Origin of the sequence: Paenibacillus woosongensis (assembly GCF_030122845.1) — a bacterium.
Classification (GTDB): domain Bacteria; phylum Bacillota; class Bacilli; order Paenibacillales; family Paenibacillaceae; genus Fontibacillus; species Fontibacillus woosongensis_A.
Window position 1 is genome coordinate 4,406,203 of sequence record NZ_CP126084.1, and the last position, 21,983, is coordinate 4,428,185.

The window sequence follows — 21,983 nt, forward strand, 5'->3', positions numbered from 1 at the left end:
TGAACGGAGTATTAGAAATCGAAATGATCCGGATCAGGACCAACGCGCTGATCTTGATTCAGGCCGTCAATTTGCTTCATTTCCTCTGCAGTCAATTCGAAATCAAAAACATTAGCATTTTCAACAATCCGTTCTGGATTAGATGATTTTGGAATGGTTACAATGCCATGTTGCAGATCCCACCGGATAATAACCTGAGCCGTTGATTTGCCGTATTTTGCCCCGATAGCCTTCAGTAATTCGTTATCTAGAAGTTTGCCTTGGGCAAGAGGGGACCAGGCTTCGATTTGGATTCCTTGTGACTTGCAGTATTCCCTCAACTCCACTTGGCTAAGCAGCGGATGCAGCTCAACCTGATTGACTACCGGTCTTACCACTGCGTCTGCCAGCAGGTCTTCCAAATGATGAACCTGGAAGTTCGATACGCCAATAGAGCGAACACGCCCGTCCTTATGTAGCTGCTCAAGCGCTTTCCACGTTTCTTTATATTTGCCCTTGACTGGCCAATGAATCAAATAGAGATCTAGATAATCGAGGCCAAGCTTACTCATGCTCGCGTCAAAAGCCTTCAGCGTACTATCGTAGCCTTGATCGGAGTTCCAGACCTTCGTAGTAATAAACAGTTCTTCGCGGGAAATGCCGGATGCTTTAATCGCTTGGCCTACCCCTTCTTCATTCTGGTATAAAGCAGCAGTGTCAATGCTTCTATAACCGTTGCGGATGGCAGCTTCTATAGAAGCAATGACCTCCTGGCCTTCACTCATCTTATAGACACCGAGGCCCAGCCACGGCATTTGTCTTCCATTGGACAAGGTAACCATAGATTGAATGTGATTCATCTCGTATGACGCCTCCTTTAATTTGAATCGTTTGCCCATCGTCTCCCTAACCAAAATAAACCTTACGATCCTTAATGTCAAATTTCGTTTCTCTGAATATTAGCCACAAAAAAAGAAGGTATATGAAATTGCTCCTAGAAACAATTTCATATACCTTCTTATCGATAATACCGATGGCCGGACTCGAACCGGCAAGCCTCTCGGCACCGCATTTTGAGTGCGGCGTGTCTGCCAATTCCACCACATCGGCACACTATAAATCCATCACTTAACAAGTGCGGAAGACCAGACTTGAACTGGTACGATAGTCACCTACCGCAGGATTTTAAGTCCTGTGCGTCTGCCGATTCCGCCACTCCCGCAGGGAATTAAATGGAGGCGCCACCCAGACTCGAACTGGGGATAAAGCTTTTGCAGAGCTGTGCCTTACCACTTGGCTATGGCGCCGTATATAAAAATGGAGCGGACGACGGGAATCGAACCCGCGACCCTCGCCTTGGCAAGGCGATGCTCTACCGCTGAGCCACGTCCGCAACATATGGCTGGGGATATAGGATTCGAACCTATGGAATGACGGAGTCAAAGTCCGTTGCCTTACCGCTTGGCTAATCCCCAATATGTGATTTTTAAGATAAAAATGGGGCGATCGATGGGACTTGAACCCACGAATGCCGGAGCCACAATCCGGTGCGTTAACCCCTTCGCCACGACCGCCATAATATAAATATTCTATTGTTTTACTGGCAGGGGCAGCAGGAATTGAACCCACACTAACGGTTTTGGAGACCGCTGTTCTACCTTTAAACTATGCCCCTATGTGGTAAAACTGGTGGAGGCTGATGGATTCGAACCACCGAACTCGTACGAGAACAGATTTACAGTCTGCTGCGTTTGGCCACTTCGCTAAGCCTCCATGTGGTGCCGGCGAGAGGACTTGAACCCCCAACCTACTGATTACAAGTCAGTTGCTCTACCAATTGAGCTACACCGGCGTTTTCAATTATCAGGTGAATCATGGTGGCTCGGGACGGAATCGAACCGCCGACACGAGGATTTTCAGTCCTCTGCTCTACCGACTGAGCTACCGAGCCTTATAGGAATAGTTCGTTGGATCCTCTTCACCTATTCCGCTGCGACCAGCTCATTAAAGTGACGGTTTCCAGAGCAAGCTGTGAACCCTTACGGATTCTCACCTCTTAGCTTGAGGTTATAATGGCGGAGCCGACGGGATTCGAACCCGCGATCTCCTGCGTGACAGGCAGGCATGTTAGGCCTCTACACCACGGCTCCACACTAGATATTGCAATTGCGGGGACAGGATTTGAACCTGCGACCTTCGGGTTATGAGCCCGACGAGCTACCGAGCTGCTCCACCCCGCGTCATTTATAATATGGTGGAGGCTAACGGGATCGAACCGCTGACCCTCTGCTTGTAAGGCAGATGCTCTCCCAGCTGAGCTAAGCCTCCGAGGAAAGACAATTTCTATTGTATCATATTACCCGGTTAGAAATCAAGCTTTTCTTGAATTCTTATAGGTATACCCCTACCGAAGCATATGAATTAAGTGGTGACCCGTAGGGGATACTCTCACTTCGTTCGAGACTGCGATGTTATTGCTAACGAGGCTTAAGCTCCGACGAACCCCCAAGGGATTCTCATCCCCAATTAAATCTAGTTAAATAATGGTGACCCGTAGGGGATTCGAACCCCTGTTACCTCCGTGAAAGGGAGGTGTCTTAACCCCTTGACCAACGGGCCACATATGTATCACACACTGCTATGATACTAAGAAAATAATGATGGCGGAGAGAGAGGGATTCGAACCCTCGAGACGCTTGTGACGCCTACACGATTTCCAATCGTGCTCCTTCGGCCAACTCGGACACCTCTCCATATGGCTCCCCGAACAGGACTCGAACCTGTGACAACTCGATTAACAGTCGAGTGCTCTACCGACTGAGCTATCAGGGAACATTATCATATTCAGATGACTTGATCACCTGAAAACTGGATACGAAACTTCATTTGCGTGTTAGCCCTTACTTGGTTCACCGGGGCCCCCGAAAAGTATTCGGTATACTCTTCGAAACCTCCGCTTCACTTTTTGGGGTAAAGTTTGGATAAGCCCTCGACCGATTAGTACCTGTCAGCTCCATACATTGCTGCACTTCCACCTCAGGCCTATCAACCTCGTCGTCTTCAAGGGGTCTTACTAATTGGGAAATCTCATCTTGAGGAGGGCTTCACGCTTAGATGCTTTCAGCGTTTATCCCATCCGCACGTAGCTACCCAGCTATGCTCCTGGCGGAACAACTGGTGCACCAGCGGTGCGTCCATCCCGGTCCTCTCGTACTAAGGACAGCTCCTCTCAAATTTCCTACGCCCACGACAGATAGGGACCGAACTGTCTCACGACGTTCTGAACCCAGCTCGCGTACCGCTTTAATGGGCGAACAGCCCAACCCTTGGGACCTACTTCAGCCCCAGGATGCGATGAGCCGACATCGAGGTGCCAAACCTCCCCGTCGATGTGGACTCTTGGGGGAGATAAGCCTGTTATCCCCAGGGTAGCTTTTATCCGTTGAGCGATGGCCCTTCCATGCGGTACCACCGGATCACTAAGCCCGACTTTCGTCCCTGCTCGACTTGTCAGTCTCGCAGTCAAGCTCCCTTTTGCCTTTGCACTCTGCGAATGATTTCCAACCATTCTGAGGGAACCTTGGGGCGCCTCCGTTACTCTTTAGGAGGCGACCGCCCCAGTCAAACTACCCACCTGACACTGTCCCCGAACCGGATCACGGTCCCAGGTTAGAACTTCGATACGATCAGGGTGGTATCCCAACGGCGCCTCCACCGAAGCTGGCGCTCCGGATTCCTAGGCTCCCACCTATCCTGTACAAATCGCATCAAAGTTCAATATCAAGCTGTAGTAAAGCTCCATGGGGTCTTTCCGTCTTGTCGCGGGTAACCTGCATCTTCACAGGTATTAAAATTTCACCGGATCTCTCGTTGAGACAGCGCCCAAGTCGTTACGCCATTCGTGCGGGTCAGAATTTACCTGACAAGGAATTTCGCTACCTTAGGACCGTTATAGTTACGGCCGCCGTTTACTGGGGCTTCGGTTCACAGCTTCGGGTTACCCCTAACCGCTCCCCTTAACCTTCCAGCACCGGGCAGGCGTCAGCCCGTATACTTCGCCTTACGGCTTCGCACAGACCTGTGTTTTTGCTAAACAGTCGCTTGGGCCTTTTCACTGCGGCCCCCTCGTGCTATTCACACTACCGGGGCACCCCTTCTCCCAAAGTTACGGGGTCATTTTGCCGAGTTCCTTAACGAGAGTTCTTCCGCGCGCCTTAGAATTCTCTTCTCGCCTACCTGTGTCGGTTTGCGGTACGGGCACCTTCTCCTGGCTAGAGGCTTTTCTTGGCAGTGTGAGATCATGACCTTCGGTACTGTAAATTTTCCCTCCCCATCACAGCCCAGCCTTACGATGTGCGGATTTGCCTACACATCAGCCTCACTGCTTGGACGAGCATCCATCAGCTCGCGTCACTACCCTACTGCGTCACCCCATCGCTCATAACGGATTACGGTGGTACAGGAATTTCAACCTGTTGTCCTTCGACTACGCCTTTCGGCCTCGCCTTAGGTCCCGACTTACCCTGAGCGGACGAACCTTCCTCAGGAAACCTTGGGCTTTCGGCGGATCAGATTCTCACTGATCTTTTCGTTACTCATACCGGCATTCTCACTTGTATGCAGTCCACCAGTCCTTCCGGTCCAACTTCAATCCGCATACAACGCTCCCCTACCCCTGATGCAAAGCATCAAGCCATAGCTTCGGTGGTGTGTTTAGCCCCGTTACATTTTCGGCGCAGAGTCACTCGACCAGTGAGCTATTACGCACTCTTTAAATGGTGGCTGCTTCTAAGCCAACATCCTGGTTGTCTGTGCAACTCCACATCCTTTCCCACTTAACACACACTTGGGGACCTTAGCTGATGGTCTGGGCTGTTTCCCTCTTGACAATGGATCTTAGCACTCACTGTCTGACTCCCGGTTATAAGTCTATGGCATTCGGAGTTTGACTGAGCTTGGTAACCCTTGGCGGGCCCCGCACCCAATCAGTGCTCTACCTCCACGACTCTATTCACCGAGGCTAGCCCTAAAGCTATTTCGGGGAGAACCAGCTATCTCCGAGTTCGATTGGAATTTCTCCGCTACCCCCACCTCATCCCCGCATTTTTCAACATACGTGGGTTCGGGCCTCCAGTGCGTGTTACCGCACCTTCACCCTGGACAGGGGTAGATCACCCGGTTTCGGGTCTACGTCCACGTACTAAGTCGCCCTATTCAGACTCGCTTTCGCTGCGGCTTCGGCTCTTCACCTTAACCTTGCACGGGAACGTAACTCGCCGGTTCATTCTACAAAAGGCACGCCATCACCCATAAATAGGGCTCTGACTTCTTGTAAGCACACGGTTTCAGGTTCTTTTTCACTCCCCTCCCGGGGTGCTTTTCACCTTTCCCTCACGGTACTGCTTCACTATCGGTCGCTAGGGAGTATTTAGCCTTACCAGATGGTCCTGGCAGATTCATACGGGGTTTCACGTGCCCCGCACTACTCGGGATCCGTCTCGGAGGGAACAGACTTTCGATTACAGGGCTTTTACCTTCTATGGCCGGCCTTTCCAGACCTGTTCGTCTAATCGGTTCCTTTGTAACTCCATGTGAGACGTCCCACAACCCCAGAGAGCAAGCTCTCTGGTTTAGGCTAATCCGCGTTCGCTCGCCGCTACTGACGGAATCACTTTTGTTTTCTCTTCCTCAGGGTACTTAGATGTTTCAGTTCCCCTGGTATGCCTCTTCACACCCTATGTATTCAGATGTGAGTGACTGCGTATGAACACAGCCGGGTTTCCCCATTCGGACACCCCCGGATCAAAGCTTGCTTACAGCTCCCCGAGGCAGTTTCGTTGTTCGCCACGTCCTTCTTCGGCTCCTAGCGCCTAGGCATCCTCCGTGTGCTCTTAGTAGCTTAACCATAATGCTTCGGTTTTGCGCCTGGTGCTCTGTTGTTCGCCGATTTCTTGATCAAGTAAATTCATACAAGGTAGAAATCGTCTCACAAAGAATCTCCATTCCCAAAACCTACGCTAGCCACTTTTAATTCAAAACTTGTTAGACACAAGTTTCAGCTAAAAGGAATTTTCTAAAACGCAAATTTCGTTTCGTTATCCAGTTTTCAAGGATCAAATGCTCGATCATGTGCAGCCATCACTTCGTGAGGTTGTAATGATCAGCAACGATGAAATTTGTAACGTCCACGCATAGTGACATTCAAAATTTCAGCAAATTGTCCAACCACCATTTTACCGGCGGAAGACTATCTTATCAAATCCGCGCTCACCATTCAAGCGGTAAGTTATGGAAGAGATATTGTGTATGGTGGAGCCAAGCGGGATCGAACCGCTGACCTCCTGCTTGCAAGGCAGGCGCTCTCCCAGCTGAGCTATGGCCCCATATCACTCCAATAAGAAACGTAAGCAAATATGGAGTTGTATGGTGGGCCCTAGTGGACTCGAACCACCGACCTCACCCTTATCAGGGGTGCGCTCTAACCAGCTGAGCTAAGGGCCCATACAGGGAATGTTCAATTTAAATAACACCCATAAAACGGGGTGCGCTTGGCGACGTCCTACTCTCCCAGGACCCTGCGGTCCAAGTACCATCGGCGCTGGAGGGCTTAACGGTCGTGTTCGAGATGGGTACGTGTGGAACCCCTCCGCCATTGCCACCAAACGCTTGAGAGTTGAACTCTCAAAACTGACCAACGAGTGAGCTGTATTTGTACCGCTTCGCTACGGAAGCGAGGTACTCCATAGAAAGGAGGTGATCCAGCCGCACCTTCCGATACGGCTACCTTGTTACGACTTCACCCCAATCATCTACCCCACCTTCGGCGGCTGGCCCCTTGCGGTTACCTCACCGACTTCGGGTGTTGTAAACTCTCGTGGTGTGACGGGCGGTGTGTACAAGACCCGGGAACGTATTCACCGCGGCATGCTGATCCGCGATTACTAGCAATTCCGACTTCATGCAGGCGAGTTGCAGCCTGCAATCCGAACTGAGACCAGCTTTGATAGGATTCGCTCCACCTCGCGGTTTCGCTTCCCGTTGTACTGGCCATTGTAGTACGTGTGTAGCCCAGGTCATAAGGGGCATGATGATTTGACGTCATCCCCACCTTCCTCCGGTTTGTCACCGGCAGTCGATCTAGAGTGCCCACCTTCATGTGCTGGCAACTAAACCTAAGGGTTGCGCTCGTTGCGGGACTTAACCCAACATCTCACGACACGAGCTGACGACAACCATGCACCACCTGTCTCCTCTGTCCCGAAGGAAAGGCACATCTCTGCGCCGGTCAGAGGGATGTCAAGACCTGGTAAGGTTCTTCGCGTTGCTTCGAATTAAACCACATACTCCACTGCTTGTGCGGGTCCCCGTCAATTCCTTTGAGTTTCAGTCTTGCGACCGTACTCCCCAGGCGGAATGCTTAATGTGTTAACTTCGGCACCAAGGGTATCGAAACCCCTAACACCTAGCATTCATCGTTTACGGCGTGGACTACCAGGGTATCTAATCCTGTTTGCTACCCACGCTTTCGCGCCTCAGCGTCAGTTACAGCCCAGAGAGTCGCCTTCGCCACTGGTGTTCCTCCACATCTCTACGCATTTCACCGCTACACGTGGAATTCCACTCTCCTCTTCTGCACTCAAGTCACCCAGTTTCCAGTGCGACTCGGAGTTGAGCCCCGAGTTTATACACCAGACTTAAATGACCGCCTGCGCGCGCTTTACGCCCAATAATTCCGGACAACGCTTGCCCCCTACGTATTACCGCGGCTGCTGGCACGTAGTTAGCCGGGGCTTTCTTCTCAGGTACCGTCACTCTCAGAGCAGTTACTCTCCAAGACATTCTTCCCTGGCAACAGAGCTTTACGATCCGAAAACCTTCATCACTCACGCGGCGTTGCTCCGTCAGACTTTCGTCCATTGCGGAAGATTCCCTACTGCTGCCTCCCGTAGGAGTCTGGGCCGTGTCTCAGTCCCAGTGTGGCCGTTCACCCTCTCAGGCCGGCTACGCATCGTCGCCTTGGTAGGCCTTTACCCCACCAACTAGCTAATGCGCCGTAGGCCCATCTGTAAGTGACAGATTGCTCCGTCTTTCAGCACTCCACCATGCGGTGAAATGATTTATCCGGTATTAGCTACCGTTTCCGGCAGTTATCCCAGTCTTACAGGCAGGTTGCCTACGTATTACTCACCCGTCCGCCGCTAAGTTATTTCGGAAGCAAGCTTCCAAAATAACTCCGCTCGACTTGCATGTATTAGGCACGCCGCCAGCGTTCGTCCTGAGCCAGGATCAAACTCTCCAATAAAGTTTGACTTGCTCATTTTGAATCTGACGAGATCAGATTTGCATCTGACTCTATTGTTTAGATTTCACTTCCGTGAAACCCGCTCACTCGTTGTTCAGTTTTCAAAGATCAACCTTGTTTCGCGTGTCGCCGTTGTTTCAGCAGCGACTCTTATAATATATCACGTTCACCCGGATTAAGTCAACAAGTTTTTTAAAAAACTTTTTTAGGCTGTTGCCTGTATATGTTTCTTCATAACTTGGTGCCTTGAAGGGGCGAGATTTAATTTAACACAGATTATACAGAAGAGTCAATCTCTATTTATATTTATTTTATTGGAAATGAATGACTTCATAATTTACTTGCTAAATACTTGATCTCACGGTCCTCGCCGCCGCATCCTTTCGGATCTCTTGTAACCTCTTTCGCCAAGGAGTGGTGCACCAGCTTGCGCAGTATCATCGGAACTTCCTCACGGACATGAACTAGCTCGGGCAATTGTCTAAGCTCTTGAATGCTCCAACCCTCTTTGCGGCTTGATAATATGCGAAGCAGCACCGCACAGCAGTCGGCCATTTTGGATATGATTGTGAACTCACAGGCCAGAAGCACCAGCTGAATGCGCTGCTCCAACGTCTCTTTATTATCCGTTAATTCGTCAAACAATTTATAAACGACGGAATTAAGGGGACGCACCTGTTCCCACACGCTATTCTCCGGCAGCATTCCCTGTTCGATCAATTCGATCCTAGCATAATGCTTCAAAGCCTGAAGAACATGGTAATAAGCATCGAGGAAATCAAGATCCTGGGTATAACGCTTCGCTTCTATATACACTTTCAGAAACTTGGCAAACTCAATAAACTTGCGTTGTTCCTTCATATCCTCCCCAAAATCAATTATTTCCTTGCGCAATCGAGCCAATTCCCCTTCAATATCCCAAATAATTTCTCCATGTAAAAAACACTGTAGAATTTCCCGGTTCTCACCGGTCATTACCCAGCGTTTTAAATCATTGTTACCGATATAGAGCAACTGGTATTGAATATCTCCGTTCGTGCAATGTTCAATTTCGATGCCAGCTTCATTTCGCCCTTCACATACCGTAATAACAACCAGTTCAAAGTCGTATACTAGCGAACTGCGATATTCCCCTTTGTCATGACGGTATCCGATAGCGCCTAAGGCTTGCCGGCCGACGCTGTCTTCATCAACCAATGAAAAAATAGTTGGTTCCACGATATCCCCCTACCTTGGCGTTACTCAACCAATTCGTTATAATATAGTTCTACGCTATATTAAAGTTTCCTGCTTTTTTTAAGGCAGCGTCCTAAAAAAACATGAATTGAGGTTTGCTCAAATGTTCTTCAAGTCAAGCAAAATCAATGAATTCAGACTATGGGGCCTACTCCTGACCATGATAGGCATGGGGCTTATGGTCCTCGGAACAGCCGGCATCGTCTTCTGGGGACAATCCGGTAAAGTCATTGCCGGGATCGGCCTTGTCATCGGACTTATCGCTATGCTCGGAAGCTTGGCCATTTATTTCATTGCCGGGATGCTCTCCACCTCTGCCGTACAGCTGGAATGCCCGGAATGTCATAAATTAACCAAAATGCTGGGTAAAACGGATCGCTGCATGTTCTGCAGAACCATGCTAACCTTAGATCCAGAACGGGCAAACATCACAGCGGATCAACTGCAACAACAAAAAACTGCGGCACAATCAGCCGACTGATGATAACACAAAGAAAGGCGGGAGCCTCCCAAGGTTCCCGCCTTTCTTTGTGTTAAACCTATTCCGCGATTCTGCTCAGCACGTCCCAGGCATCGCTCGATGCAAAGCTCCGATTCCACGTTGCTATCCCTCCGAGCTGCAGCGACTTCGCCAATTCTACCCGGCGAGCCAGTGAATCTTTGTCTTCCAGCCAAATTCGCTGGAGAACTCCGTTTTCCCGATACTCGACGTAATTCTGTCCGGTCTCTTCCGAAAACTCAGGCTTCAGGGACTTCTCCTTGATAATCTCCTGGGCTTTTTTCATGCCGATGGCTTTGGACTTCACCTTGGTTGCCCCTTCTTCTACGGTTTCGGTCCATACCCGCATATATAACGGAATGCCAAGAATCAGCTTGCTTGGGGGGACATCATCCTCATCAATAATCCGCGTCATTGACGAACGGACCCACGGCAAGGATGCTACAGAACCAGCAACCGGACTTGCTGCCCAATGTTCATCGTAAGCCATCACGATCAAATAGTCCGTAACCTTCGCCAAAGCTCTGCGATCCAGAAACGCAGACCACATTTCACTATTCGACTTCGGAGTCACATCTATGGAAACTACCAATCCCTGCTCCTGTGCCAGCGGCCATAATTCCCTCATAAATTGGGTCAAATTGGCCCCGTCTTTCGTATAAACATTTTCATAATCGATATTAATGCCGTCTAAATCGTACAATTTTGCATAATGCAGCATTTGCAAGATCGTCGTTATGCGCCGTTCAAATGTGGATAAGGATTCTGACGTAATTTCCGGCTCGAAGCTGTTGCTGAACAACCCCCACACCTGCATGCCCCGGCCGTGGGCCCATTTCACATAAGCGTGATCGGCCTTGCTTTGCACATTTCCCTTGCCGTCCACAAGCGAGAACCAAGTCGGACTGACTACGTTCACGCCAGGCATTTCACCGATGGATGAAGGCTTTGGCGCTACGTTATACACGGCCTCCCAGGTCAAATTGACGGCTTTGGACTGCCATTTCTGCTTGGCCGGAGGAACCGCCTGCTCCTCTAAGGGTGGAACCACGATCTGCTCTTCCAGAGCGACATTTTTTTTCTTCACATATCCGGCATAGCCGTTATTCAGCTGGACATAATACCAGTTATCCGTCTCGTCCAAAATCCGCAGCTGCTCTCCCGGCTTCATCTCCGCTAAAATCGGAGTATGAATGCTATCGCTCTGCCTTAAAGCCACCGTGGCATCCTTCCTCCGGCTGGTACTGTGAACTTGAGCCATCCGTATCGTCTCCCCGGCCCGATATACCAGCACTGTACCGGAAACGGTATCTTCATGTACCTCGATGCCATATAACTCCTTCAGTAAATAGGCAGGCAGGTATAAATTCCCTTCCTTTTCGACTGGAGCAAACAGCAGTTGAACCGGCTTGTTGTTGATTTTTCCGTTCATATCGTCCGCCTTCATCAAGACAAGCTTGCGCTGCGTAGTCAAAATGACTGACTTCGTCTCTTCTTCATATCTTACATTGGGGTCAATTTCCGACTGGATCACGGAAAAAGGCAGCTTAAGTCCCTCCCCGCTATCCAAGGCGGGCAAATCCATCACTTCGCCTGCTACGAATATCGGCTTATCGAATTTCCCCTTCCAGTCCGGGTCGGCATGCTCCCAGCTCGGCAGAAGCTCAGACACGGCCCAATACGCCCCGGCCACAAACAGCACAAGCACGATGAACCACTTGAATCGGCCCCCGCGCTTGCGCCTCATGCGAGCCGTTCTTCTATTCTTCAATCCTCAGTACCTCCATTAGTAAAGAAATAATAATTGCGATACAGCACCATCGTATGGGGCTAAAAAACAAAAACGTGAAGAATTCACGAAGGAATCCGTCACGTTCTTCCAAACCCGCAGGTCAAATGATTATTGTTTCCGGCAATCGCCGCAAACCCCGTAAAGTTCCAATCGGTGACCGTGCACCTGGAAGCCGGTCATCTCCTCGGCCTTTTGTTCCACATCCTCCAGCGAGGAGTAAGTGAAGTCTTTTATTTTTCCACACTTCTCACATATTACATGATAATGATTCGAGACGTCCGCGTCAAAACGGCTGGAGTTATCCCCATAGGTCAGCTCCCGAACCATGCCAGCTTCTATAAACATCTTAAGATTGTTATAAACTGTTGCCACGCTCATATTCGGAAAACGGGGCGCTAAAGCACGGTAGATTTCATCTGCCGTCGGATGGCCCATCGATTCCATAAGAAACGTTAAAATGGCATGACGCTGCGGCGTAATTCGAACCCCGCTCTGTTTCAATTGATCCAGAGCATGCTGTACCCGCGTAGTCATTATGTCCACCGCCTTTAAGAGGTCGTTTACAGTCCCTCTTCTTCTTCTTACAACTTTATTGTACTTTTACAATAATTCGTTTGTCAACGGAGTGCGGATTCATCGCTTATCCGTTGGTTCACATATAAATTACTGTTTCCTTCGACCTTGACCAAATATTCCCCGGATCCGACAATGCCATGGATGGTTTTATTATCAACGGAAAAAGGCAGCTCTGTTATAATATCGCCATATCCGCTGGAACCTTCCAGCGTGTAGTCTCCTTCCTCCGGAATGGTTATTGTCATTTCACCTACCGCACTGTACACATTCCAATCCCCTTCGATCTGCGGCGATTCAATCTGGATTTTACCGTTTAAGGATTCGGCTTTTAATGCCGCGGCAACACCATGGATAACGATGTTGCCATTTTTTGTCGCCGCATGGATGTCGTCATCCACGTTCATTAGCGCAATATTGCCGACTAGCGTGGACATCGACACCTGTCCCGTGATCATATTCCCCATCATGTTTCCGCCTTGAGTATCCACGCTGACATTGCCGAATATCCGGTACATTTCCGCATCGCCGTTTAGCGTCTTTGCCGTCACATCGCCATTGACGTCCCAAAGCTTCAGATCCCCGTTGCCCGTCTGCAGCTTGATTTGCTTCAAGGCACGAATCCCGCTCATCTTGATTTTACCGTTAGAGGTACTTATATCGATATCCAAAAAACGGTTTTCCGGCAAAAATACAGTCATATTCATGCGAGGATGCCTTTTCCCGGAAGCGCCGTAGACTTTATCCTTCACATTCAGGGTCAACGTTTTCCCTTCGGTTACCTGAAGCTCGGTTTCCTCCGCCACTAACTTGGCCTCCTCAGCCGGCAATTGATCCACCCATACCGTGCTCTCTACGCGAATCCCTTCAATTTCCGCTCTCCTGACGTCAATGTTTCCATTAATGCCATTAAGGACAATCTGCTCCGTGCTTAGATCAATGGGGATTTCCAGCTGATCCTTGATCAGGGAGTAGCCTTCCTCTGCGCTGAAATCCGTGCCGGCCGCCGTTAAATCAAGACTGACCCTGTTCCATAAATGCATATAATGATCCTGCTGGGTTACCGCAAAAACGGAGAACGCCACAAACAGCGATAGCAAAAGCCCTTTGAGATCAACGCGAAGCAGCCGCAAAGGATAAGCTGTTTTTCGGCGATTCCACAGGAACACGTAGATTTGCTCCAATCCGGCGACAACGAACAGCAGCGGCCACCACTTCAGCAAATGAAGCATAAAGTTGCTTCCCGTAGCGACATCAACCAGAAGAATGATTCCTATCCCTATAAGCAGCAGCGAGGCGGTCATCCGACCGGTTCTAAACCGGCGGCGGCGGCCTTCCCGAACTATCAATGCCGCACCGCTTAGAATAAGCAGCACCGCTGCCGCATAACCCGCACTGGCCTGAATGACAGCAGCAAGCCATGGCGGCTTCTGGCTAAGCAGAAAGATCAGACCGCCGCCCGCCATCAGCAAAAGTCCCGACAGAATCCCTTTCCACACATGCTCTTTCGCCCCGGCTGCCTCTTCTCTCTGAGTAGTTTCACTTCTTACTCTCGCATTGACGACATCCGTAGATTGCAGCACATCATAGATGCTGTAGAAATACATCATTGGGATTAATATTCCAAGCAGGAACAGAAAAGGAATATTAATGGTCATGCGCACAGACGAGAAATAAATCAATGCCGAAGCATCCAGGATTAGAAAATATATAATAGCTATGCCGCGCCAGAACATTCGTAAATAAAGGTGGCCCAGACCCGGAAGCAAAGCCGAGAGCATACAGGCCATGAATTTCCGCTTGAGGCGTCGAGGTCTGTAACGTCTGATCTTTCCCTTTGGCACGGACTTTTTGTTGTGCCGCGCTGTGTCGCTGGCGGTCATTTGATCCGGTGTCATATCCATCCTCCTCTTTTGACTAATAATAACCGATTTCGGCACTGTTCGTAACTTGGAAGGTACTGGCGAAGGCCAGGTATCAGCATTATGGGCTGGTCAGGGAAGCAAAAGAAACTCTCCTATAAAGAGGAGAGTTTCAGAGGTTCTAGCTGGTATATCGTTAATTCTACATTCGGTATCGCCATTAATGTACCAGCGGCAACGAAGCCCTGCTGCTCATACAGCGAGACGGCCGGAGTGTTTAACTTCCCAGCCTTTACCTCAAATAGCGCCGTATTTGGATATTTTCCAATGACATGCCGCAATAATGATCTGCCGATGCCCTGCCGGAGATGCTGAGGGTGTACCATAAGTCGCGTAATCTCAACCGCCCCGTCCTTCTTAAGGATAACAGCAATCGCACCGAGAACTTCACCCTCCGGGGTTACTTCCCCGTAGAAAGTATCAGGGCTGTTCTTCAAAGACTCAAAGGTGTCCGGAAGCGGGGGCAGATGCTTAACTCCTACCGCGTGCGCCTCAAGTCGGTACGCCGCATGCTGTAAGCTCCAAACTTGTTCTGCGATTTCCGGATCCCGCAGCGATAGCGGTGTAATCATGCTTCCGTCCCCTTTCTTCATTTAGACGTGTAGGAACCGCACACCTCTAGCCTTTCAAAACGTCGACAAGCAGTTTATTAACAAGCCCTGGATTGGCCTTTCCTTTACTGCGCTTCATCACTTGACCTACAAGGAAGCCGATCGCTTTCTCTTTACCGGCCTTGTAATCCTCGACAGAAGCCGGATTGTCAGCAATGACTTCATTAACGATCGCCAAAATAGCTCCTTCGTCGCTTATTTGGACAAGCCCCTGCTCCTCGACGATTTGCTGAGGCAGCTTCCCGCTCTGCAGCATTTCTTTGAACACCGTTTTGGCGATCTTGGAGCTGATCGTTCCTTTCTCGATCAGGCCGATCATTTCGCCCAGACCTTGGCCAGTCAGCTTCACATCGGACAGCTCTTGCCCGTTCGTATTCAAATATCCGAGCAAATCGCCCATAATCCAGTTGGACACCGATTTGGCATCCTTCGTAAATTCTAGGCTGCTCTCGAACAAATCGGCCAGCGCTTTGGATGAGGTAATGACTTCTGCATCATAGCTAGGAAGACCGAACTGCTCGGTATAACGCGCCTTGCGGGCGTCTGGAAGCTCAGGAATGGATGCCCGGATGCGATCCTTCCATGCTTGGTCGATATGGAGCGTAACTAAATCCGGATCCGGGAAGTAGCGGTAGTCATGCGCTTCTTCCTTGCCGCGCATAGAGAACGTCTTGCCCTGAGTTTCGTCCCAGCGCCGCGTCTCTTGAACAACCTCTCCGCCTTCATCCAATATTTCAGCCTGACGGTATTGCTCATATTCCAGTCCCCGCTGCACGCCGCGGAACGAGTTCATGTTCTTAAGCTCAGCCCGGGTGCCCAGTTCCTTCTGGCCTACCGGACGAAGGCTGATATTCGCATCACAGCGCATCGAGCCCTCTTCCATCTTTACGTCGGAGACGTCGCAATACTGCATAATCGCACGCAGCTTCTCCAAATAAGCCTTCGCCTCCTCCGGCGAGGAAATATCCGGCTCAGAGACGATCTCCACCAGCGGAGTACCAACGCGGTTGAAGTCGACAAGCGAGGCATAACCTCCATCAATATGGGTCAGCTTGCCCGCGTCCTCCTCTAAATGGAGACGGGTAATTCCAATGCGCTTTGTTTTGCCGTCAACTTCGATGTCGATATATCCATTTTCCCCGATTGGCTGGTCGTATTGGGAAATTTGATAAGCCTTCGGGGAGTCGGGATAGAAATAATTCTTCCGGTCAAATTTGCTGACGTCCGCAATTTCGCAATTGAGAGCCATCGCAGCTTTCATCGCGTAATCCACAGCCTGGCGGTTAAGCACAGGCAGCACGCCGGGATGTCCAAGACACACCGGGCATGTATGACTGTTAGGCGGAGCACCGAATTCAGTAGAGCAGCCGCAGAAAATTTTCGATTTCGTATGCAGCTCCACGTGCACTTCCAGCCCAATTACCGTTTCATATTTGGATGTTGACATATTGATCCTCCTGAACACTTTAGTGAAACAATCCTGCTATCCCTTACAACGCCGGGCGGCGCTTGTGATGGTCGCTATTGGCTTCAAAGGCGTGAGCAAGCCGCAATATCGTGCTTTCATCGAACGCTTTGCCGATAAATTGCAGACCGATCGGAAGCCCGTCCGCAAAGCCGCATGGCACGCTCAGCGCCGGCACTCCGGCAAGACTGACCGGAATCGTCAATATATCATTCAAATACATCGTCAGCGGATCATCCACCTGGGAGCCTAACTGGAACGCTGTCGTTGGCGTCGTCGGTCCGACGATGACATCATATTTCTCAAAGGTCTGGTCGAAATCGCGCTTGATCAAAGTGCGCACTTTCTGTGCTTTTAAATAGTAAGCATCATAGTATCCGGAGCTAAGAGCGTAAGTTCCGAGCATAATACGCCGCTTCACCTCCGGCCCGAAGCCTTGGCTGCGGGACTCGTGGTAAAGATCAAGCAGGCCGCCGGCATGGTCGGCCCGAACTCCGTAGCGAACGCCGTCAAAGCGCGACAGGTTCGAAGATGCCTCTGAAGAAGCCAGCAAATAATACGCAGCTACAGCATATTCGGTATGCGGAAGCGAAACTTCCTCCCACACGGCGCCCAGGCTTTCGAGCAGACGTAATGCCTCCATCACGGAAGCCTTGATTTGCGGATCAACACCCTCCAGGTATTCCTTCGGCACGGCGATGCGAAGCCCGGCGATATCCCCGGTCAGCGCGCTGGCATAATTCGGGATATCCACTTGGGCCGATGTGGAGTCCTTCGGATCGTATCCGGCGATCGCCTGCAGCAGATAAGCGGCATCCTCCACATTTTTGGTGATCGGCCCGATTTGGTCGAGCGACGATGCAAAGGCCACCAGACCATATCTGGAGACGAGGCCATAGGTTGGCTTCAAGCCAACAACCCCGCAATACGAGGCCGGCTGGCGGATCGAGCCGCCGGTATCCGAGCCTAAAGCAAAATAAGCTTCGCCCGCAGCCACGGCAGCAGCTGAACCGCCGCTGGAGCCGCCCGGTACCCGATTCAAATCCCAAGGATTGCGTACCGGATGGAAGCTTGAATTCTCATTGGAGCCGCCCATTGCGAACTCGTCCATATTCAATTTGCCGATCATTACGGACTCTGCCTGCTTCAGCTTGGAAATCACCGTACCGTCGTAAATCGGATCATAATTGGACAGGAATTGGCTTGCGCAGGTTGTACGCAGTCCCTCCGTTACCATATTGTCCTTCACGCCGATCGGCAGACCGAACAGAAGCCCCAGATCCTCTCCACGAGCTAGTTTGTCATCCAGCCGCGCCGCTTCCGCGCGCGCGCCTGCTTCATTCAGCGTTAAATAAGCGCCGATCCGTTCCTCTCTTTCCCCGATCTTGGCAAAAGCTTCATTAACGAGGTCGGTAACCGATAACTCCTTGCTGCGGAGCTGGTTATGTATATCCTGTAAACGTAAATCAAAAAGCGTCACAACCGCTTCCTCCTTCCGTAATTTGGCAGTGCGTCCTCTGGGACAGCACATTTGTTGGCAGCACTTTCAAACGCGCTTGCTCTTCGTCTGCAGAACTAAGCCTATGCATAAGCTCCGCTTACTCCAGAACGGCAGGCACTTTGAACTGCCCATCCTCTTCCTCAGGAGCATTGCGGAATACTTGCTCTTGCGTCAAGCTGTCCTGGACGACATCATCACGCATGACATTGCTGAGGCGCAGCACGTGAGTCGTCGGCTCGACGCCCTCCGTATCCAGCTCGTTCAGCTTCTCCGCATATTGTAAAATAGCGTTCAACTGTTCTGTGAACATATCCCGCTCTTCATCCGTTAAATTCAAACGGGCCAGCTTGGCCACATGCTCAACATCTTTAGTCTCGATGCTCATACTGTAATCCTCCTCGTACCTTCCCTGACGGGACTTGATTTGTCCATTCTAACATGTCCGCATAGATGATTAAAATTATATTGTAGATTATCCGACAATTCAATCCGTTAACGCGAAGCATGAATAAACTTAAACAGCGGCCGCAAAGCACAACAAAACTCAAAAAAGACCGGCATAGCCGGCCTTTTTCTCTAAATCCAAGCTCGCAAATTCACCTGTTTGATGAATTCCGCCTGAGACATAACTTCCTTTGTTGGTTCTTCTTGCTCCTCCGCTTGAGAATCTTCTCCATTGATGATCTGATGAAACAGCTTCTCGTTGTACGTAGCCAGTGCGTAGTCGATCAACGCTTCCTGGGTGGTGCGCTCTACTTCTTGCTCAATCAGCCGCTCTTCAGATTCCACATCCTGGGATGGGACAAAATAATTCCGCCCCGTCTTTGGAGACCGCACAACGTAATCAAACACATTGTCCGGGTTACGGTCATAAGCAATAATATAGCCATATTCCCCAACAGGAAGATTCTGCTCAAAAGCATCACCGACGATAACAACCTTCTCTCCCAATTGCAGCATCGTCTACCTCCCTGATATTTACTCTCAGTTATTTTACTATCCTACTAAAAACAAGCGAGATTGGTCAAGCGTTTCAAGGATTTAATAGACTTCCGCGGCAAAATGCGAAATTCAAGGTTCAGTCTCCCCTAAGATCAGGGATGGATTGCCGGCGCAGGCTCCATACGGCACTAATTATGCAAACAAAGCTTAGTAATGCGGTCATTATACTAGGAAAAATTGCCGGTTTAAGCGGCGAATCCCCGAATGCGGCAGTCCCTTCCACGAGCAATCGGCCCGGACTCCAGGAAAACCAAGCGGGAGCTAGGCTATATCCTAGCGATAGTGCGCCCATGAGCAGCAGCGAAATGACGGCGGCGGCGCTGCCGCGCAATAAAGTGCTAAGCAGTATGGTCAAGGATACCGCAAACGTCAGCCACAGAATATACAGCCCTCCGGCAATCATTCCCTCTCGCCAGGACACGGGACCAATCAGCAGCACGGTATAATACCAGGAAGCTGCGTAGCTTGCCGTAAAGGAGAGAAGCATCAGAGTCATCTGCCCGGCCCACTTCGCAGAAATGAAGGAAGCCGAGCTTACGGGCCGGACAAGCACCAAGGCTGCAGTTCCCCCGTAACGCTCGCCGGCTACAGCCTGCATTCCGGCAATGACCAGAATAAGCACACCGATCGTGCTGTACTGTCCAAGCACGCCCGCCATTACCTCGGCAGACCCGGGAATCGGGAAGCCCGCAATCAGTTCCTCGGGCATGCTGCCTGAAGCAGCCAATATCTCCGGCAAGTAATACGAAGTGACCGGCTGCATGACGACGAGCAGCATCAGTACGACGGGAACCCACAGCAGCTGATAGCTGCGAGCCATGCCGAGCAGTTCCTTGCGATATATTAACCACGCCTGCCTCATGCTGTCACCACCTTCATGAACATCTCTTCCAGCGAGGTTGCTCCCGTTTCAAAGTTTAGCAAAGGAATATTCCGCGAAACGACCTCGCCCAAAATAAGACGTCTGGCATCCTCCATATTGTTGACCGTTAACTGGGCAGTGCTGCCTTGAATCTGCGCATTCTGGACAAACGGCCGGCTCCGGAGCGACTGGAGCCATTCATTTGCGGCATTATTCCGCTCTACCTGAATGATAAGCTGCGGTTTGCGATATTTATCGGCAAGCACCTGCAGTTCTCCATTCTCCACGATCTCTCCGTCCCGCATCATCATGATCCGGTCACAGACCTCCTCTGCGTCAGGCAGCACATGCGTCGAGAATAAGATTGTCGTCTCCGTCCGGAGCGACTGCAGCAAATTCATAACCTCGCGGCGACCGATCGGATCAAGCGCGGATACCGGCTCATCGAGCAGCAGCAGCTGCGGCTGATGGACCAGCGCCTGTGCCAAGCCAAGCCGCTGCTTCATTCCCCCGGAGTATCCCGCGATCCGCCGTTTTGCCGCCTGGTGCAAGCCGACCCGCTCCAGCACCGCGAGCGTCCGCTTCCGGGCATCTTGGCGGCTCAGGCCGCTTAAGCCTGCTGCATACATTACGAATTCTTCCCCGGTCATCCAGCCGTAAAATGCAGGATGCTGCGGCAGGTATCCGATCAACGAGCGGTAATCCCCGCTGGAGTGCTGCCGTCCCTGAACGGCAATCCGTCCCGCGGACGGCGAGATCAATCCGGCAATCATGCGCATCGTCGTCGTCTTGCCGGCCCCGTTCGGCCCGAGAAGCGCGGTGCAGCTTCCGCGTTCCAGATGGAGGGAAATCCCATTGACCGAAATGCGCGAACCGAACTTCTTCGTCAATTGGTCAACTTGAAGAAATGACATCTAGGTCTCCTTCCTTCCGAGTATAAAATAAACGATGCTTCCGATCATATTTCCGAAAATAATGACCAGAGCCCAGATCCATTTTGTCCCCCGTACCGTTTGTGCCCTGAGCAGTGAAACCAGGGCCGTAATCATAAGAATGAGCTGCAGCGCGATTACGGGCGCAAGCAAACCCCAATTGATATCGATGTCCATATTTCTATTCCCCCGTTTTCCTTTTGGCTTTGCGATAATCGCCCCACACGACGACAAGCAGGTATACGATTAGCGGGCTGGGAAGATTGACAACCCCCCATAACCCCCAGAACCAGGCTTTTCTCCCCCGTTTGCGGGCATCGATAAACATCCACGTTCCTTGAGCAAGCAGCAGCAGGGCAAGCAAACAAAGCACCCACCACGGAGGAAGCGGCTCGGAATTAACGGTCGGCCAATTCCATTTCATTCCGTCCGCCCCCTTCCGACCGGACGCAGCGCCAAGGCGACTACCACGGCTGCAATGACTCCAAGTCCTTGCAGCAGCCCATAAATGACTGGCGTCGACAGCGCGAACAGGAATCCGCCGCTAACCATTAGCAGGGCGACGATGCAGAACAGCAACACTTCCCATCTTCTCATCCTGGCCAGCATGCGCCAGCGCTCTTTCACGACCAACTCCCAAGACTCCGCCGAAGGCCCGTGCTTCTCGGGAACGACGCGGTCCAGTGTTTGCAAGTCCTTCAGCAGCTCATGAATAAGCTCGTCCTCGAACTCCCTGTCTTGTCCATTATGATTCATGGGGATTCAACTCCTTTCGCAATTCTCGCAATCCATAAGCGACTCGGGATTTGACCGTCCCTGCGGGAATATTCAGCATGCTTCCGATTTCATCATAGCTATATCCGTAATAATGCTTCAGCAGTATAGCGATCCGGTGCTCAGCAGACAGCCTGGAGAGCAGCTCCAGCAAATCGCTCCATTCCTCCTGATTGGCCTCGAAATGCCATTTCAGCCGATCGGGTCGGCCTTCCTCCGCCAGCCACTGCCTTTCCCTCTTCCGGCGGCGGGTCACATCGATGAACAGCCGCGTCGCGATCGTCATCAGCCATGAGGAGAAAGCGGAGGTTCCATCGTATCTCTGTATATTTTCCATGCATTTCAGCATCGTGTCCTGGGTCAAATCCTCGGCCGTTTTAGGCTCCATGGTTACCTTCACCAAATATTTATACACATACGAATAATGATGTTGTATTAGTGAGGCGAGAGCGGCGGCATCTCCTTGTTTAGCTCGTTTGATCCATTCCCTCTCCTGAGGCATCGCGTCACCCCTTTTGTCGATAACACCTATA

General features: G+C 50.9%; 17 protein-coding genes, 18 tRNA genes and 3 rRNA genes. 1 reads left to right on the forward strand and 37 read right to left on the reverse strand.

Annotated elements, in window-relative coordinates; genetic code table 11:
- Positions 1-11: 11 nt before the first annotated feature.
- The 23 genes from QNH46_RS20230 to QNH46_RS20340 form a co-directional block, all read right to left on the reverse strand.
- Entirely contained in the window at positions 12-839 is an 828-nt protein-coding gene (locus QNH46_RS20230; protein WP_283925777.1) for an aldo/keto reductase, read from the reverse strand.
- Between the two features lie 168 nt (positions 840-1,007).
- Positions 1,008-1,089, reverse strand: a tRNA-Leu gene (locus tag QNH46_RS20235).
- Between the two features lie 26 nt (positions 1,090-1,115).
- A tRNA-Leu gene (locus QNH46_RS20240) sits at positions 1,116-1,201 on the reverse strand.
- A gap of 11 nt (positions 1,202-1,212) precedes the next feature.
- Positions 1,213-1,286, reverse strand: a tRNA-Cys gene (locus QNH46_RS20245).
- 11 nt (positions 1,287-1,297) lie between these two features.
- Positions 1,298-1,372, reverse strand: a tRNA-Gly gene (locus QNH46_RS20250).
- A 6-nt stretch (positions 1,373-1,378) separates the two neighbouring features.
- Positions 1,379-1,454: transfer RNA gene (locus tag QNH46_RS20255), tRNA-Gln, on the reverse strand.
- A 23-nt stretch (positions 1,455-1,477) separates the two neighbouring features.
- Positions 1,478-1,553, reverse strand: a tRNA-His gene (locus QNH46_RS20260).
- 27 nt (positions 1,554-1,580) lie between these two features.
- Positions 1,581-1,654, reverse strand: a tRNA-Trp gene (locus QNH46_RS20265).
- A gap of 12 nt (positions 1,655-1,666) precedes the next feature.
- Positions 1,667-1,752 (reverse strand) — tRNA-Tyr (locus tag QNH46_RS20270).
- Between the two features lie 3 nt (positions 1,753-1,755).
- Positions 1,756-1,831: transfer RNA gene (locus QNH46_RS20275), tRNA-Thr, on the reverse strand.
- 23 nt (positions 1,832-1,854) lie between these two features.
- Positions 1,855-1,930 (reverse strand) — tRNA-Phe (locus QNH46_RS20280).
- 122 nt (positions 1,931-2,052) lie between these two features.
- Positions 2,053-2,129 (reverse strand) — tRNA-Asp (locus tag QNH46_RS20285).
- Between the two features lie 16 nt (positions 2,130-2,145).
- Positions 2,146-2,219 (reverse strand) — tRNA-Met (locus QNH46_RS20290).
- Between the two features lie 12 nt (positions 2,220-2,231).
- A tRNA-Val gene (locus tag QNH46_RS20295) sits at positions 2,232-2,307 on the reverse strand.
- Positions 2,308-2,523: 216 nt separating this feature from the next.
- Positions 2,524-2,598 (reverse strand) — tRNA-Glu (locus QNH46_RS20300).
- Between the two features lie 42 nt (positions 2,599-2,640).
- Positions 2,641-2,732 (reverse strand) — tRNA-Ser (locus tag QNH46_RS20305).
- Between the two features lie 3 nt (positions 2,733-2,735).
- A tRNA-Asn gene (locus QNH46_RS20310) sits at positions 2,736-2,811 on the reverse strand.
- 145 nt (positions 2,812-2,956) lie between these two features.
- A 23S ribosomal RNA gene (locus QNH46_RS20315) occupies positions 2,957-5,884 on the reverse strand.
- Positions 5,885-6,286: 402 nt separating this feature from the next.
- Positions 6,287-6,362: transfer RNA gene (locus QNH46_RS20320), tRNA-Ala, on the reverse strand.
- Positions 6,363-6,403: 41 nt separating this feature from the next.
- A tRNA-Ile gene (locus QNH46_RS20325) sits at positions 6,404-6,480 on the reverse strand.
- Between the two features lie 45 nt (positions 6,481-6,525).
- Positions 6,526-6,642, reverse strand: a 5S ribosomal RNA gene (gene rrf / locus QNH46_RS20330).
- Between the two features lie 83 nt (positions 6,643-6,725).
- Positions 6,726-8,281 (reverse strand): 16S ribosomal RNA (locus QNH46_RS20335).
- Together the 16S, 23S and 5S rRNA genes with 18 tRNA genes alongside form the textbook arrangement of a ribosomal RNA operon.
- 330 nt (positions 8,282-8,611) lie before the next feature.
- A complete protein-coding gene (locus QNH46_RS20340) occupies positions 8,612-9,499 on the reverse strand; it encodes a nucleotidyltransferase-like protein (RefSeq protein ID WP_283925778.1) in 888 nt (295 codons plus the stop codon).
- A 121-nt stretch (positions 9,500-9,620) separates the two neighbouring features.
- Here QNH46_RS20340 and QNH46_RS20345 point away from each other — a divergent pair, with 121 nt between their 5' ends.
- Positions 9,621-9,998, forward strand: a complete 378-nt coding sequence (locus QNH46_RS20345; protein WP_283925779.1) for a YgzB family protein — start codon at positions 9,621-9,623, stop codon at positions 9,996-9,998.
- 58 nt (positions 9,999-10,056) lie between these two features.
- Here the strand turns inward: QNH46_RS20345 and QNH46_RS20350 are convergent, their stop codons facing one another.
- The 14 genes from QNH46_RS20350 to sigY form a co-directional block, all read right to left on the reverse strand.
- Positions 10,057-11,763, reverse strand: coding sequence for a glycosyl hydrolase family 18 protein (locus tag QNH46_RS20350; RefSeq protein ID WP_283928513.1), 1,707 nt, complete (start codon positions 11,761-11,763; stop codon positions 10,057-10,059).
- A 153-nt stretch (positions 11,764-11,916) separates the two neighbouring features.
- Complete coding sequence (locus tag QNH46_RS20355) at positions 11,917-12,342, reverse strand: Fur family transcriptional regulator (protein WP_155611972.1); 426 nt, start codon at positions 12,340-12,342, stop codon at positions 11,917-11,919.
- An 83-nt stretch (positions 12,343-12,425) separates the two neighbouring features.
- Positions 12,426-14,279 (reverse strand): DUF4097 family beta strand repeat-containing protein, encoded by a 1,854-nt coding sequence (locus QNH46_RS20360; RefSeq protein WP_283925780.1) that lies wholly within the window; start codon positions 14,277-14,279, stop codon positions 12,426-12,428.
- 119 nt (positions 14,280-14,398) lie between these two features.
- Entirely contained in the window at positions 14,399-14,875 is a 477-nt protein-coding gene (locus tag QNH46_RS20365) for a GNAT family N-acetyltransferase (RefSeq protein WP_283925781.1), read from the reverse strand.
- Between the two features lie 46 nt (positions 14,876-14,921).
- A complete protein-coding gene (gene gatB, locus QNH46_RS20370; RefSeq protein WP_283925782.1) occupies positions 14,922-16,361 on the reverse strand; it encodes an Asp-tRNA(Asn)/Glu-tRNA(Gln) amidotransferase subunit GatB in 1,440 nt (479 codons plus the stop codon).
- Between the two features lie 43 nt (positions 16,362-16,404).
- Positions 16,405-17,859, reverse strand: coding sequence for an Asp-tRNA(Asn)/Glu-tRNA(Gln) amidotransferase subunit GatA (gene gatA / locus QNH46_RS20375; RefSeq protein WP_283925783.1), 1,455 nt, complete (start codon positions 17,857-17,859; stop codon positions 16,405-16,407).
- A 118-nt stretch (positions 17,860-17,977) separates the two neighbouring features.
- Entirely contained in the window at positions 17,978-18,265 is a 288-nt protein-coding gene (gene gatC, locus QNH46_RS20380; RefSeq protein WP_155611976.1) for an Asp-tRNA(Asn)/Glu-tRNA(Gln) amidotransferase subunit GatC, read from the reverse strand.
- Positions 18,266-18,456: 191 nt separating this feature from the next.
- Positions 18,457-18,840 (reverse strand): ATPase, encoded by a 384-nt coding sequence (locus tag QNH46_RS20385; protein WP_155611977.1) that lies wholly within the window; start codon positions 18,838-18,840, stop codon positions 18,457-18,459.
- Between the two features lie 118 nt (positions 18,841-18,958).
- The gene (locus QNH46_RS20390; RefSeq protein WP_283925784.1) at positions 18,959-19,744 is read right to left on the reverse strand and encodes an ABC transporter permease; all 786 of its coding nucleotides are present in this window, start codon (positions 19,742-19,744) and stop codon (positions 18,959-18,961) included.
- Entirely contained in the window at positions 19,741-20,658 is a 918-nt protein-coding gene (locus QNH46_RS20395; RefSeq protein ID WP_283925785.1) for an ABC transporter ATP-binding protein, read from the reverse strand. The genes QNH46_RS20390 and QNH46_RS20395 overlap by 4 nt, the downstream gene beginning before the upstream one ends.
- On the reverse strand, positions 20,659-20,853 hold the full coding sequence (locus tag QNH46_RS20400; protein ID WP_430218696.1) for a PLD nuclease N-terminal domain-containing protein: 195 nt from the start codon (positions 20,851-20,853) through the stop codon (positions 20,659-20,661).
- A 4-nt stretch (positions 20,854-20,857) separates the two neighbouring features.
- On the reverse strand, positions 20,858-21,100 hold the full coding sequence (locus QNH46_RS20405; protein WP_283925786.1) for a hypothetical protein: 243 nt from the start codon (positions 21,098-21,100) through the stop codon (positions 20,858-20,860).
- Positions 21,097-21,432, reverse strand: coding sequence for a DUF5345 family protein (locus tag QNH46_RS20410; protein WP_283925787.1), 336 nt, complete (start codon positions 21,430-21,432; stop codon positions 21,097-21,099). The genes QNH46_RS20405 and QNH46_RS20410 overlap by 4 nt, the downstream gene beginning before the upstream one ends.
- Complete coding sequence (sigY, locus tag QNH46_RS20415; RefSeq protein WP_283925788.1) at positions 21,422-21,952, reverse strand: RNA polymerase sigma factor SigY; 531 nt, start codon at positions 21,950-21,952, stop codon at positions 21,422-21,424. Before sigY ends, QNH46_RS20410 begins: the two co-directional genes overlap by 11 nt.
- Between the last annotated feature and the right edge of the window lie 31 nt (positions 21,953-21,983).

What these genes read in the sequence shown, in the direction of transcription:
- QNH46_RS20395 (WP_283925785.1), bottom strand. Translation starts at nt 20,658, where the DNA reads ATGTCATTTCTTCAAGTTGACCAATTGACGAAGAAGTTCGGTTCGCGC.
- QNH46_RS20410 (WP_283925787.1), bottom strand. Translation starts at nt 21,432, where the DNA reads ATGAATCATAATGGACAAGACAGGGAGTTCGAGGACGAGCTTATTCAT.
- QNH46_RS20405 (WP_283925786.1), bottom strand. Translation starts at nt 21,100, where the DNA reads ATGAAATGGAATTGGCCGACCGTTAATTCCGAGCCGCTTCCTCCGTGG.
- QNH46_RS20345 (WP_283925779.1), top strand. Translation starts at nt 9,621, where the DNA reads ATGTTCTTCAAGTCAAGCAAAATCAATGAATTCAGACTATGGGGCCTA.
- QNH46_RS20360 (WP_283925780.1), bottom strand. Translation starts at nt 14,279, where the DNA reads ATGACACCGGATCAAATGACCGCCAGCGACACAGCGCGGCACAACAAA.
- QNH46_RS20230 (WP_283925777.1), bottom strand. Translation starts at nt 839, where the DNA reads ATGAATCACATTCAATCTATGGTTACCTTGTCCAATGGAAGACAAATG.
- QNH46_RS20400 (WP_430218696.1), bottom strand. Translation starts at nt 20,853, where the DNA reads ATGGACATCGATATCAATTGGGGTTTGCTTGCGCCCGTAATCGCGCTG.
- QNH46_RS20385 (WP_155611977.1), bottom strand. Translation starts at nt 18,840, where the DNA reads ATGCTGCAATTGGGAGAGAAGGTTGTTATCGTCGGTGATGCTTTTGAG.
- gatB (WP_283925782.1), bottom strand. Translation starts at nt 16,361, where the DNA reads ATGTCAACATCCAAATATGAAACGGTAATTGGGCTGGAAGTGCACGTG.
- QNH46_RS20390 (WP_283925784.1), bottom strand. Translation starts at nt 19,744, where the DNA reads ATGAGGCAGGCGTGGTTAATATATCGCAAGGAACTGCTCGGCATGGCT.
- QNH46_RS20355 (WP_155611972.1), bottom strand. Translation starts at nt 12,342, where the DNA reads ATGACTACGCGGGTACAGCATGCTCTGGATCAATTGAAACAGAGCGGG.
- QNH46_RS20365 (WP_283925781.1), bottom strand. Translation starts at nt 14,875, where the DNA reads ATGATTACACCGCTATCGCTGCGGGATCCGGAAATCGCAGAACAAGTT.
- sigY (WP_283925788.1), bottom strand. Translation starts at nt 21,952, where the DNA reads ATGCCTCAGGAGAGGGAATGGATCAAACGAGCTAAACAAGGAGATGCC.
- QNH46_RS20350 (WP_283928513.1), bottom strand. Translation starts at nt 11,763, where the DNA reads ATGAGGCGCAAGCGCGGGGGCCGATTCAAGTGGTTCATCGTGCTTGTG.
- gatC (WP_155611976.1), bottom strand. Translation starts at nt 18,265, where the DNA reads ATGAGCATCGAGACTAAAGATGTTGAGCATGTGGCCAAGCTGGCCCGT.